The sequence below is a fragment of the Ruegeria sp. BB5 genome, from assembly GCF_056539405.1.
Genome location: NZ_JBQFUX010000001.1, coordinates 1,574,052 through 1,586,596 on the forward strand (window position 1 = coordinate 1,574,052; position 12,545 = coordinate 1,586,596).

Genomic DNA, 12,545 nt, shown 5'->3' on the forward strand with positions numbered 1-12,545 from the left:
TCTGCCCGTCACGCGGGGCATCACCACCTCATGCTGATTTACAAGATATTCAGGGCCGAGGAATGGGCCGCACTGCAGGATCAGGGTGCCTCGGACGGCGCACCGATTGATGTGTCTGACGGATATGTCCATTTCTCGACCGCCCAACAGGCGGCTGAGACCGCAGCCAAACACTTTGCCGGTGTCGAAGGTTTGACCTTGTTGGCCTGCGATGCCGATGCCATGGACGATGATCTGAAATGGGAGATCTCGCGCGGTGACGCCTTGTTCCCGCATCTTTACCGGCAGATCCGCATGACAGATGTCGTCTGGTCGCGCCCCCTGCCTTTTGACGGGCAAGCCCACCAATTCCCCGAGGGGATGGAATGAGGTCTTTTGTCGACCCTGACCGCACCCAGTTTGAAGCGTTCAAGGCGCTGGACCGTGATCATCCGATCGAGATGTTGAATCTGGTCAAGTTTCGCGACATGGCCGAATACCCGACGGGCCACGAACTGGCGGATGCCGGGCTGACCGGCGCGCAGGCTTATCGAAATTACGGCGCGGAAACCGCCCCGATTATCGCGCGCCTTGGGGCGTCGATCCTGTGGCGCGGCGCGTTTCAGACCACTCTGATCGGCCCGCAGGAAGAAGATTGGGATGAGGTATTTATCGCCCGCTATCCGACTGCACATGCGTTTTTGGAAATGGTGACCGACCCGGATTATCAGGCTGCGGTTATTCACAGGCAGGCGGCGGTTGCAACTTCGCGCCTGATCCGCTGCGCCCCTGCCAAAGGTGGAGAGACTTTCGGATGAAACTGACCGAGAAACTGGGGCTGGCGGTCCTGCACAAGATGGACCCCGAAGCCGCCCATGGCATGTCGATCAAGGCGTTGAAGGCCGGGCTTGCCCCGATGCCCGGGCCGGTCACATCGCCGCGGCTGAAAACTCACGTAGCTGGACTGGACCTACCCAACCCGGTGGGTCTAGCTGCGGGGTTTGACAAGAATGGAGAGGTTTTGACCCCCCTCTCACGCACAGGCTTTGGCTTTATCGAAGTGGGCGCTGTTACACCACGCCCGCAGCCCGGCAACCCCAAACCTCGCCTGTTCCGCCTGACCGAAGATAAGGCCGCAATCAACCGCTTTGGCTTCAACAACGAAGGCATGGAGGTCATGGCGCGCCGTCTGGCCGACCGTCCCAAGAATGCGATCATCGGGCTGAACCTAGGCGCGAACAAGGACAGTGACGACCGCCCCGGAGACTTTGCCAAGGTGTTGGCCCATTGCGCCGAGCATCTGGATTTCGCCACGGTCAATGTCTCTTCCCCCAACACCGAGAAACTGAGGGACCTGCAGGGCAAGGCCGCGCTTGGCGCATTGCTGGGCGGCGTGATCGAAACCCGCAACGGCCTGTCCCGGCCTTTACCCATTTTCCTGAAAATTGCCCCTGACCTGACCGAGGCCGAATTGCAGGACATCGCCGATGTGGCGCAGGAAACAGGCGTTGACGCGGTGATTGCAACCAACACTACACTGTCCCGCGATGGGCTGCGCAGTGGGCATAAGAGTCAAACCGGCGGCCTGTCCGGCGCGCCCTTATTCGAAAAATCGACCCGTGTTCTGGCACAGCTGAGCCAGCTGACCGAGAGCAAAATCCCGCTGATTGGCGTGGGCGGTATCAGCAGCGCGGAACAGGCGTATGCCAAGATCTGCGCCGGGGCATCTGCCGTGCAACTTTATACCGCGTTGGTGTATGGCGGTATTTCTCTGGCCGCAGATATCGCGCAAGGTCTCGATAAATTGCTGGAACGAGATGGATTCAACAACGTCGCGCAAGCAGTTGGAAGTAAACGAAAGGATTGGCTTTGATTTCATATTGGCACAACCCGCGCTGTTCGAAATCCCGCGCCGGTCTGGCTCTGCTGGAAGAGAATGGCGCGCAGGTCGAGGTTCGGAAATACCTGGAAGACGCACCCTCGACCGATGAGCTGCGTACGGTGCTGGGCAAACTCGGCGTCAACGCCATAGACATGATGCGCACGGGTGAGAAAAAGTTCAAAGAACTGGGTCTGACCAAAGCAACCCCTGCTAATGAATTGATCACCGCAATGGCAGAGAACCCCATCTTGATCGAGCGCCCTCTGGCAATCGCAGGTGACAAGGCTGCCATCGGACGCCCACCCGAAAACCTACTTACGCTGATTTAGGCCACTTGCGCCTCAAGCCTAGGATAGCGCCAGCCCATGGTGACGCCGCGCGCGATGTTCAGTACCATCAGCGCGGCCCACAAGCCGTGGTTACCAAAGGCCGGCACCAGTATGAAGAGGGCCGCCACATAGATCGCAACTGATTGAACCATCGCGTTGCGCATCGCACGCGTCCAGGTGGCCCCAATATAGATGCCGTCGAACATCCAGCTTGCCACCCCGATTGCCGGGGCCAGCGCGGCCCAGATCAGATAGTCCCGCGCCGCCGCGCGCACCTCGGCCGAGGTTGACATCAGATCGATCAGCGCAGGCCCAGCCAAATAGAACACAGCCCCCAGCAGGAACGCCCCACCTACGCCCCATTGGGACGCCATGATTGACGCCCGCCGGACCTGAGACCGGTTCCGCGCGCCCACGGCACTGCCGACCAGAGCCTCGGCGGAAAAGGCGAAGCCGTCCAAGGCAAATGCGGTGATCTCAAGAAATTGCAGCAAGACCTGATTGGCAGCCAGGTTAACGTCTCCCAGATCGGACCCAACGAACAGAAATGTCGTGAACGCGCCCGTCAGCAGAACAGATCGGATCATGATGTCAGCGTTCACCTGCATCATCCGGCGCAATCGCGCTGTGTCGAAAATACGTGGCCAGTCGCGCCATTGATTCCCTGTGAACGCTTCGCGGCACAGATACAGGCCCAGCGCCAGCCCGGTCCATTCCGCGATCAGGGTAGCAATGGCCACACCTTCGACGCCCCAGCCCAACCCAAGCACGAACCACAAGTCCAGCAAGATGTTCAACCCGTTCATCCAAACCTGCAGTAGGAACACGCCCCGTGTCTGCTCTATTGCGATCAGCCAACCCGTAACGGCAAAAAGCGCGATGGTTGCCGGGGCACCCCAAATGCGGATTTGCAGGTAATCCTGCGTCAGCGCCTCAACCTCGGGGCTGGCGGGTGACAGGGCAAACGCCCCCCAGAACAGCCCGACTTGCGTGAGAATAAAGAACAGCCCCGCTGCGCCGCCCAACAGCAGCCCGCGCATCAATAGCGCACCGGTTTCCGCCGCATCCCCTGCCCCGCGCGCCTGCGCCGCCAGACCGGTCGTGCCCATGCGCAGAAAGCCAAAGATCCAATAGATCGCGGACAGGATAACCGCGCCCATACCGACGGCCCCGATGGGCGCAGCCAACCCCATCTGACCGACTACTCCGGTATCCACAGCGCCAAGTATCGGAACCGTGGCATTCGACAGCACAATCGGAACGGCGATTTTCAACACCCGCGTATGTGTCAGGGGTGCCGAGGCGTGCTGCGTCACGGGTTACTCTCTTTCCGCTTTCGGCTGCGGCATCAGGAAATGCCCCGTGGCCTGGGCGATGGGTCGTGCGTGATTGTCCTGCCAGGCCTCGACCCGGACCGAGGCATAGCGCCTGCCGGACCGGCTGACAAAGGCGCGCGCATAAGCATCCCGCGGCAAGCCAGAGCGTAAGTAGTCAACCGTGAAATCAACGGTTTTTGGAAATCTCACCGCATCGGCTTTGAACAAATCTTCGGCCTCGATCTCACCGCTTTCGATGCGGGGAAAGAAGTGTTCCCAACTCAGCGTGATGACGGCCGTCACCTCAAGAAATGCGGCTGTAACCCCGCCATGCAGCGCGGGCAGCAATGGATTTCCGATCAGCTTGTCGTCAAAGTTCAGCACCCCAGTCAGCTCATCGCCGCGTCGGTCGAAGGTGATATTGAGAAAGCGGATGTAAGGAACTCCGTCGACAATCGCCTTCAGGGCCGCGTCGCGACGTTGCTTGACCACCTGCATGGGTTCGGGTCGGGGACGCACCATTACAATCCCTCCACCGTAAAGGCGCCTGCCGCTGTTGCGACCGGGCGTTCTTGATCGTCGTCCATCGCGGTTGCCCGAACAAAAGCAACATTGCGCGTGATGTGGTAGCAGGTCGCACGCGCCGTAATGCTCTGCCCCGGCGTCGCTGCGCGCATATAGTCAATTCTCAGGTCAATTGTGGCCGTCCCGCCCGGAGCGGACGGATGGGACATAACGGCCGCCCCACAGCATGTGTCCAGGGCGGCAAACACAGCGCCGCCATGGATAACGCCAGTTCTGGGGTCTCCGATCAGATCCGCATTATACGGCATTGAAATTTCAGCCTCGCCATCGCTGATGGTCGTCAGTTTCAGACCAAGCGCTTTGGCATGCGGAATCGCCTCAATGAACTGGCGGGCAATCTCTACTTTGTCGACCATGTATGCGTGTCCTTTGGATTCCGTCCTTTATGAGCCTGCGCTTTGCAAAAGAGCAAGACCGCCTGTTGCGCTTGCCGCCACGACGCCCTAGTTTGCTGCTGAGGAGACAACAAATGACTGACAACCGTTTGTCATTAAACGAGATGTGCGAAGAGTTCGACGTAACCAAGCGCACTTTGCGTTATTACGAATATATCGAACTGCTGCAGCCCGAACGCGAAGGCCGCTCGCGTTATTATGGGCCGCGGGAATGCGCGCGGATGAAACTGATCATGCGTGGGCGCCTGTTTGGATTCTCGCTGGAAGAGATTCGCCAGTGGCTGCTGATCTATGAAGATCAGGGAGATCAGGCACAAATGGCCGAGTTTATAAAACTGGCCGACCGGCAGATGCCTGAACTGCAAAAACAGCGTCAGCAACTGGACGAGGCGATGGAAGAACTCCAACGCCTGCGCGACCAGACCGCTAAATCTCTGGGTTGATCTTCGACAGGATCAACTGGCCTCTCTTGACCTTTAGAACATTCTGCAAGCGCAGCGCTGCGTCAGAATTACTGTCTGACCGTTAGGCGTCAGCCCCCGCTCCACAGCTAAATTCCGTTACGTAACGTTTTCAATTGGGCGTTATCCGCACCTTGACGCGAGAGGATGCTACGTCAACTTTCATAGTGACGTAGCGTTTGCATTACGTGAACGTCATCTACGTGTTGTAACGTGCGCATCAACTGCGCAACTGACTTTGATAGACGCCAGTGACAAGAGTGCTGAAACCATGACCGAAGATCTGATGACCATCCGTGAAATGTGCGAGACATATGATGTCACGCCGCGCACTTTGCGATTTTACGAGGCCAAGGAACTTTTGTTTCCGATCCGCGAGGGCCAGAAACGTCTGTTCACCAAACGTGACCGGGCGCGCCTGAAACTGATCCTGCGCGGCAAGCGCTTTGGCTTTAGCCTGGAAGAGATCCGGCAGCTACTGGACCTGTACCATGTGGGCGACCAGCAAATGACCCAGATGACCCGTACGTTTGAAATCGCACGGGAACGTCTGGCAGATATGGAAGCCCGCCGCGAAGAGCTGACGCAAGCCATTGACGATCTGAAAGAACAGCTGCGCTGGGGCGAAAAAGTCATCGCCTCGATGAAGAACGAGAACAAAGCCGCCGAGTAACTCTGGCGGACCAATCCCCGGACATCTGAATTTAAGGGAGCTTCAAATGCCCGTCTATAACGCGCCTACAAAAGACACTCAGTTCATTCTGCACGATGTTCTGAAAATCTCAGACTCGGATATTCCGGGTTATAGTGAGCTGGAAGCCGAATTCACCGGCGCCGTTCTGGAAGAGGCCGGCAAGGTCGCGACCAACGTATTGCACCCGCTGAACGTGGTGGGTGACACCGAAGGGTGCCGGTTGGAAAATGGCATCGTGTACACGCCCACAGGCTTCAAGGACGCGTTCGAGCAGATGAAAGAAGGCGGCTGGACCGGCCTCGACATGCCCGAAGAGTATGGCGGTCAGAACATGCCCTACGTCATCGGCACGGCTGTGGGCGAGATGTTCTCGGGCGCGAACCAAGCCTTTACGATGTATCAGGGCCTGACCCATGGCGCGGCCTCGGCCATTCTGGCGCATGGCTCGGACGAGCAGAAGAACAAGTACCTGCCCAACATGGTCAGCTGCGAATGGACCGGCACCATGAACCTGACCGAACCGCATTGCGGCACCGATCTGGGCCTGATGCGCACCAAAGCGGAACCGCAGAGTGACGGCAGCTATAAGATTTCCGGCCAGAAAATCTTTATCTCGGCCGGCGATCACGACATGGCCGACAACATCATCCATCTGGTGCTGGCCAAGATTCCCGGCGGTCCCGAGGGTATCAAGGGCGTGTCGCTGTTCATCGTGCCCAAGTTCATCGTGAACGAAGGCGGGTCACTGGGTGAGCGCAACGGCGTCTCGGTCGGCAAGATCGAAGAGAAGATGGGCATCCACGGCAATTCGACCTGCGTCATGAATTATGACGAAGCCACCGGCTGGTTGCTGGGCGAAGAACACAAGGGCATGCGCGCCATGTTCACCATGATGAACGAGGCGCGTTTGGGTGTCGGCATGCAGGGTCTGTCTCAGGCCGAGGCTGCATTCCAGAACGCCTTGGAATACGCCAAGGACCGCCTGCAGGGTCGTGATGTCACCGGGGTGAAGAACCCGGACGGTCCCGCCGATCCGCTGATCGTTCATCCCGATATCCGCCGCAATTTGATGGATCAGAAAAGCTTCACCGAAGGGGCCCGCGCGTTCATCCTTTGGGGCGCGACGATGATCGACAAGGCGCACCGCTCAGGTGACAAGGACGCGGACGGGCTGATCTCGCTGCTGACGCCGGTCATCAAGGGCTTCCTGACGGATGAAGGCTACGACATGACCGTTCAGGCGCAGCAGGTCTATGGCGGCCACGGTTACATCGAAGAATGGGGCATGTCGCAATACACCCGCGACGCCCGCATCGCGATGATCTACGAAGGCGCCAATGGCGTTCAGGCGCTGGACCTTGTCGGTCGCAAGCTGGCACAGGACGGCGGCAAGCACGTCATGGCGTTTTTCGAGATGGTCAAATCCTTCTGCAAGGAAAACGGCGGCAAGGATGAGGCTTATGATAAGGCCTTCATCGAACCGCTGAAGGCCGCGTCCAAGGACCTTCAGGCTGCCGGCATGTATTTTATGCAGGAAGGGATGAAGAACCCCAATAACGCTCTGTCCGGTTCGTACGACTTCATGCACATGTTCGGCCATGTCTGCCTGGGCCTGATGTGGGCGCAGATGGCCAAGGCGGCGCAGGACGCGCTGGATGGTGGTGCGTCGGACAAAGAGTTCTACGAGACCAAGCTCAACACCGGTCGATTCTACATGGCGCGCCGCCTGCCCGCCACGGGCATGCATCTGGCGCGCATCCAGACCGGCGCGGAAACGGTCATGGCGCTGGAGGCCGCTAACTTCTGAACATAACCCGGCCTTGGGGTCCTACCCCCGAGGCCGGACTTTCGAAAGAGAGACAATGCCAAAACGTTTTCGCCTGACCCGCCGCTTTCCGGTCGCTATGACCGAGGACAGCTATCGCAAACTGCGCGGCTTTGCGCGCGATGCCGGGTTGGACGAAGGTGAGGCGTTATCCTTTCTGTTCGAGAATTTCAACAGTGTGATCAATGAGGACAAGCTGACCCAAAGGCTGCGCGAATTCAATTCCGAGCTTGAGGCGCGCAAGCGATGATCAAGGCGCAACAGATATTTGCTCGCGCTCAACTCGAGGTTGGGCGTCTCCGGCGGGAGTATTTTTGAAAAGATGAAAATGTGATGCGTCCCTGCCACCGGGCGCACTCACCTTCAGGACAGGGACGACTTCACCTTTTACGGTCATCGGCTCTCCAGCCTGTACCGCTCGGCCATATCAAAGGAACAAGGTTGATAAATAGTGAACGCGAAGTCTTCATCTTTTCAAAAATACTCGAATCCGACCTGACCACGCACACCACGGGAGGGGTGATCGCATGACTATCAAACTGCACTGTTTCGGCGAAAGCGGAAATTCCTATAAGGCCGCGCTGGCGCTTGAGATGTCGGGACTGGACTGGGAGCCTGTCTTTGTCGATTTCTTCAACGGCCAGACCCGCACACCCGAATACCGTGCCGACGTCAACGAGATGGGCGAAGCACCCGTTCTGATCGATGGCGATTTCCGCACCACGCAATCCGGTGCCATTCAGGCCTATGTGACCGAGAAATCTGGCAAGTTCGGCGGCAACGATCGCGACGAGAATTACGAGATTTTCCGTTGGGTTCTGTGGGACAATCACAAGCTCAGTTCGATGGCCGGGATGACCCGCTTTCTGATCAACTTCTTGCCTGAACAGCACCGCAACCCGGATGTCATCGCCTTTAACCAAGGTCGGTTGAAAGCGGCCTATCAAATCCTGAACGACCATTTGGACGGCCGTGATTGGATCGTCGGTGATGGCGTGACCAACGCCGACATCAGCTGCTGCGGCTACCTCTATTACCCCGAACCATTCGGCTTTGACCGCGCCGACTGGCCCCATATCGACGCCTGGCTGACGCGCCTTAGCGAGCAGCCCGGCTGGAAACACCCCTATGACCTGATGCCCGGCAACCCGTCGGATCGAGCTTAAGGAGAAGACCCATGACCGAAGCTTATATCTATGATGCCCTGCGCACCCCGCGCGGCAAGGGCCGCAAGGATGGCAGCCTGCACGAGGTTACCTCGGTGCGCCTGTCCGCCCTGACCCTGAACGCGATGAAAGAGCGTAACAACCTCGAAGGTCACGCCGTCGAGGACGTGATCTGGGGCAACGTCACACAGGTGATGGAACAGGGCGGCTGTTTAGCGCGATCGGCCGTGCTGGCCTCCGATCTGGATCAATCGATTCCCGGCTTGGCGATCAACCGTTTCTGTGCCTCGGGGATGGAAGCCGTGAACCTGGCGGCAAACCAGGTCAAGGGCGGCGCTGGCGAAGCCTATATCGCAGGCGGTGTTGAGATGATGGGCCGTGTGGCCATGGGCAGTGACGGTGCCGCGATTGCCGTTGATCCGACGCTGGCGATGGACACCTATTTCGTGCCGCAGGGTATCTCGGCCGATATCATCGCGACCGAGTATGGTTTCAGCCGCGACGACGCCGACGCGCTGGCGGTGGAATCGCAGAGACGTGCAGCAGAGGCATGGGTAGACAACCGGTTCGAGAAATCGGTCATCACCATCAAGGACCAGAACGGCCTGACCATTCTGGACCGCGACGAGTACATGCGCCCCGGAACCGATATGCAAAGCCTCGGCTCGCTGAACCCATCCTTCGCGATGATGGGTGAGCAGATGCCCGGCTTCGACAAAGTGGCGATGCTGAAATACCCGCATCTTGAGCGGATCAACCACATCCACCACGCGGGCAACAGCTCGGGCATTGTGGACGGCGCTGCCGCTGTACTGATCGGCAACAAGGAATTCGGTGATAAGTACGGCCTGAAACCGCGCGCCCGGATCAAGGCGACCGCAAAGATCGGCACCGACCCGACCATCATGCTGACCGGCCCGGTTCCGGTGACCGAAAAGATCCTGGCCGATAACGGCATGAAGATCAGCGATCTGGACCTGTTCGAAGTGAACGAAGCCTTCGCTTCGGTCGTGTTGAGGTTCCAGCAGGCATTTGACGTTGACCCTGCTCTGGTTAATCCAAACGGCGGCTCAATCGCGATGGGTCACCCGCTGGGCGCGACCGGTGCAATGATCATCGGCACGTTGCTGGATGAGTTGGAGCGTCAGGACAAGGAAACCGGTCTGGCCACGCTCTGCATTGCATCCGGCATGGGTGCGGCAACCATTATCGAGCGTGTCTGATGCCCAAGCTGGACCTCTCACAGATCCCGTTCCAGGGGGGCTCGTCTTATCCCGGCAAACTGGCGCAGGCGACCGCCGGTCGTTTTGTGCAGCGTGTGGGCGATGCGGGCGGGCTGACCCAATACGGTGTCAACATCGTGCGGCTGGAACCGCAGGGTATGTCCTCGCTGCGCCATTACCATATGGAGCAGGACGAGTTTGCCATCATCCTCAGTGGCAGTTGCACACTGATCGACGACGATGGCGAGCATGACTTGCAGCCAGGCGATTGCGCCGCTTGGCCAGCAGGTGAGGCCAACGGCCACCACCTTGTGAACAAAACCGGTGCGCCCGCGACCTTTCTGGTGGTGGGCACACGGACCCCGACCGAGACCGGCTATTACAGCGACATAGACATGATGGTGAAGGATGACGAGAACGGATTCGCCTTCACCCGCAAGGATGGCAGCCCGCTGACGGCTGACCAGATTGGAGATGACAATGACTGATTTCACTCTGAGCAAAGACGCGGACGGCGTCGCCTTTGTTACCTGGGATGCCCAGGGCAAATCCATGAACGTGCTGACGCGCGAGGCCTTTCAGGAGGTCAGCCAACTGATCGATCAGGCCCTGAACGATGACGAGATCAAAGGTATCGTCATCACCTCGGGCAAAGAAGGCTCATTCGCGGGCGGTATGGACCTGAACACGCTGGCCACCATCCGTCAGGAAGCGGGCGAGGAACCAGCGCAAGCGTTGTTCGACTTCGTCATGGGCGGCCACCACATCCTGCGCAAGATGGAATTGGCGGGCATGGACCCCAAGACCAAGAAGGGCGGCAAGCCGATCGCCTGTGCCATCAACGGCACCTGCGCCGGTATCGGGACCGAGATCGCGCTGGCCTGTCACCACCGCGTCATGACCTCGAACCCCAAGGCCAAGATTGGTCTGCCGGAAATCATGCTTGGCATCTTCCCCGGTGGCGGCGGCACCATGCGTTTCAGCCGTATGGTTGGCGCGATGGCAGCGGCCCCGGTCCTGCTGGAAGGCAAGATGATGGACCCGGCCAAGGCCAAAGGCGCGCAGCTGATCGACGCTGTGTCGGACGACCCGGTTGCTGCGGCGAAAGAGTGGGTTCTGAACGCCAAGGACGCCGATCTGGTCAAGCCTTGGGATGCCAAGGGCTACAAAATGCCCGGTGGTGCGCCCTATCACCCTGCCGGGTTCATGACATTCGTCGGTGCCAACGCCATGGTGAACGGCAAGACTCAGGGTGCTTTCCCGGCAGCCAAAGCATTGCTGAGTTCGATCTACGAAGGTGCACTGGTCGATTTCGACACCGCCCTGCGGATCGAGGCGCGGTGGTTCACTTCGATCCTGATGAACCCGTCATCGTCGGCAATGATCCGGTCGCTGTTCCTGAACAAAGAGGCACTGGAGAAAGGCGCGGTGCGTCCCAAGGATGTGCCCGATCAGCGCGTGAATAAGGTCGGTGTTCTGGGCGCTGGTATGATGGGGGCTGGTATCGCACTGGTCAGCGCTCAAGCAGGTATGGAAGTGGTTCTGGTCGACCGCGATCAGGAAGCCGCTGAAAAGGGCAAGGCCTATACGGAGAGCTATCTGGACAAGGGTATGAAGCGCGGCAAGGTCACGGCTGAAAAGAAAGAGGCCATGCTGGATCGCATCACCGCGACCCCGGATCTTGATCACCTGAAGGGCTGCGATCTTATCATCGAAGCTGTCTTCGAAGACCCGGGCGTGAAGGCCGAGATGACCCAGAAGGTCGAGGCGATCATCCCCGAGGATTGTATCTTTGCCTCGAACACCTCGACTCTGCCGATCACCGATCTGGCCAAAGCATCCTCGCGGCCTGAACAGTTCATCGGTATCCACTTCTTCTCACCGGTCGAGAAGATGTTCCTGGTCGAAATCATCAAGGGCAAGGAAACCGGGGATCGCGCGGTGGCCAAGGCGCTGGATTATGTACGTCAGATCAAGAAGACGCCGATCGTGGTCAATGATGCGCGCTTCTTCTATGCCAACCGGTGCATCATTCCTTACATCAACGAAGGGGTTCGGATGATCGCTGAGGGTGTAAACCCTGTGCTGATCGACAATGCCGCACGTCAGTTGGGCTTCCCGGTGGGGCCAATCCAGCTGACCGATGAGACCTCGATCGATCTGGGGGCCAAGATTGCCCGCGCGACCAAGGCGGCGATGGGCGATGCCTACCCGGAAAGCCCCTCGGACGATCTGATCTTCTGGATGGAAGAACAGGGTCGTCTGGGTCGCAAGGCAAATGCGGGCTTCTTCGACTATGACGACAAGGGAAAGCGCGTCGAATACTGGAAAGGCCTGCAAGAGAAATATCCCCATGCGGAAGACCAGCCTGACCTGATCGAAGTGCAGGAACGTCTGATGTTCGCACAGGTTCTGGAAGCGGTCCGCGCGCTGGAAGAAGGTGTTCTGGAAGACATTCGCGAAGGTGACGTGGGCGCGATCCTTGGTTGGGGCTTTGCGCCTTGGTCGGGTGGTCCGCTCAGCTGGTTGGACATCATCGGCACGCCGTACGCGGCCGAGCGCTGTGATCAGTTGGCCCAGGCCTATGGCGAACGTTTCGCCTGCCCACCGCTGCTGCGTGAGATGGCTGAGAAAGGCCAATCCTTCTACGGCCGCTTCAACCCCGAAGCAAAAGCCGCCTAAAGAAAAAC

15 protein-coding genes are annotated in these 12,545 nt (G+C 58.8%); 12 read left to right on the plus strand and 3 right to left on the minus strand.

What is annotated here, in order from left to right; genetic code table 11:
• The first annotated feature begins 30 nt into the window (after positions 1 to 30).
• Genes ACR0DL_RS07840 through arsC form a run of 4 tightly spaced genes read left to right on the plus strand, consistent with a single transcriptional unit; the run spans position 31 to position 2,190 of the window.
• On the plus strand, positions 31 to 369 hold the full coding sequence (locus tag ACR0DL_RS07840; protein ID WP_170349283.1) for a DUF952 domain-containing protein: 339 nt from the start codon (positions 31 to 33) through the stop codon (positions 367 to 369).
• A complete protein-coding gene (locus tag ACR0DL_RS07845; RefSeq protein ID WP_480688414.1) occupies positions 366 to 797 on the plus strand; it encodes a DUF1330 domain-containing protein in 432 nt (143 codons plus the stop codon). The genes ACR0DL_RS07840 and ACR0DL_RS07845 overlap by 4 nt, the downstream gene beginning before the upstream one ends.
• On the plus strand, positions 794 to 1,852 hold the full coding sequence (locus tag ACR0DL_RS07850) for a quinone-dependent dihydroorotate dehydrogenase (RefSeq protein WP_480688416.1): 1,059 nt from the start codon (positions 794 to 796) through the stop codon (positions 1,850 to 1,852). Before ACR0DL_RS07845 ends, ACR0DL_RS07850 begins: the two co-directional genes overlap by 4 nt.
• On the plus strand, positions 1,849 to 2,190 hold the full coding sequence (gene arsC / locus ACR0DL_RS07855) for an arsenate reductase (glutaredoxin) (RefSeq protein ID WP_480688486.1): 342 nt from the start codon (positions 1,849 to 1,851) through the stop codon (positions 2,188 to 2,190). The genes ACR0DL_RS07850 and arsC overlap by 4 nt, the downstream gene beginning before the upstream one ends.
• Here arsC and ACR0DL_RS07860 read toward each other — a convergent pair.
• Genes ACR0DL_RS07860 through ACR0DL_RS07870 form a run of 3 tightly spaced genes read right to left on the minus strand, consistent with a single transcriptional unit; the run spans position 2,187 to position 4,447 of the window.
• Positions 2,187 to 3,506: an MATE family efflux transporter gene (locus ACR0DL_RS07860; RefSeq protein WP_480688418.1), complete on the minus strand. Its 1,320-nt coding sequence runs from the start codon at positions 3,504 to 3,506 to the stop codon at positions 2,187 to 2,189. The genes arsC and ACR0DL_RS07860 overlap by 4 nt on opposite strands.
• Positions 3,507 to 3,509: 3 nt before the next feature.
• Entirely contained in the window at positions 3,510 to 4,028 is a 519-nt protein-coding gene (locus tag ACR0DL_RS07865; RefSeq protein ID WP_170349293.1) for a PaaI family thioesterase, read from the minus strand.
• Entirely contained in the window at positions 4,028 to 4,447 is a 420-nt protein-coding gene (locus tag ACR0DL_RS07870) for a PaaI family thioesterase (RefSeq protein ID WP_170349295.1), read from the minus strand. Before ACR0DL_RS07870 ends, ACR0DL_RS07865 begins: the two co-directional genes overlap by 1 nt.
• 113 nt (positions 4,448 to 4,560) lie before the next feature.
• Between ACR0DL_RS07870 and ACR0DL_RS07875 the strand changes: the two genes are divergently transcribed.
• The 8 genes from ACR0DL_RS07875 (at position 4,561) to ACR0DL_RS07910 (ending at position 12,537) form a co-directional block, all read left to right on the plus strand.
• Positions 4,561 to 4,929 carry a MerR family transcriptional regulator gene (locus tag ACR0DL_RS07875; protein ID WP_170349296.1) on the plus strand — a complete coding sequence of 123 codons (369 nt, stop codon included), beginning with the start codon at positions 4,561 to 4,563 and terminating at the stop codon, positions 4,927 to 4,929.
• Between the two features lie 289 nt (positions 4,930 to 5,218).
• Complete coding sequence (locus tag ACR0DL_RS07880; protein ID WP_170349298.1) at positions 5,219 to 5,620, plus strand: MerR family transcriptional regulator; 402 nt, start codon at positions 5,219 to 5,221, stop codon at positions 5,618 to 5,620.
• Positions 5,621 to 5,666: 46 nt separating this feature from the next.
• Complete coding sequence (locus ACR0DL_RS07885; RefSeq protein ID WP_480688420.1) at positions 5,667 to 7,448, plus strand: acyl-CoA dehydrogenase C-terminal domain-containing protein; 1,782 nt, start codon at positions 5,667 to 5,669, stop codon at positions 7,446 to 7,448.
• Between the two features lie 55 nt (positions 7,449 to 7,503).
• On the plus strand, positions 7,504 to 7,716 hold the full coding sequence (locus ACR0DL_RS07890) for a hypothetical protein (protein ID WP_480688422.1): 213 nt from the start codon (positions 7,504 to 7,506) through the stop codon (positions 7,714 to 7,716).
• A 277-nt stretch (positions 7,717 to 7,993) separates the two neighbouring features.
• A complete protein-coding gene (locus tag ACR0DL_RS07895) occupies positions 7,994 to 8,632 on the plus strand; it encodes a glutathione S-transferase family protein (protein WP_480688424.1) in 639 nt (212 codons plus the stop codon).
• An 11-nt stretch (positions 8,633 to 8,643) separates the two neighbouring features.
• Complete coding sequence (locus ACR0DL_RS07900; protein WP_480688426.1) at positions 8,644 to 9,855, plus strand: acetyl-CoA C-acetyltransferase; 1,212 nt, start codon at positions 8,644 to 8,646, stop codon at positions 9,853 to 9,855.
• On the plus strand, positions 9,855 to 10,343 hold the full coding sequence (locus ACR0DL_RS07905) for a cupin domain-containing protein (RefSeq protein WP_480688428.1): 489 nt from the start codon (positions 9,855 to 9,857) through the stop codon (positions 10,341 to 10,343). The genes ACR0DL_RS07900 and ACR0DL_RS07905 overlap by 1 nt, the downstream gene beginning before the upstream one ends.
• Positions 10,336 to 12,537, plus strand: a complete 2,202-nt coding sequence (locus ACR0DL_RS07910) for a 3-hydroxyacyl-CoA dehydrogenase NAD-binding domain-containing protein (protein WP_480688430.1) — start codon at positions 10,336 to 10,338, stop codon at positions 12,535 to 12,537. Before ACR0DL_RS07905 ends, ACR0DL_RS07910 begins: the two co-directional genes overlap by 8 nt.
• The last annotated feature ends 8 nt before the right edge of the window (positions 12,538 to 12,545 follow it).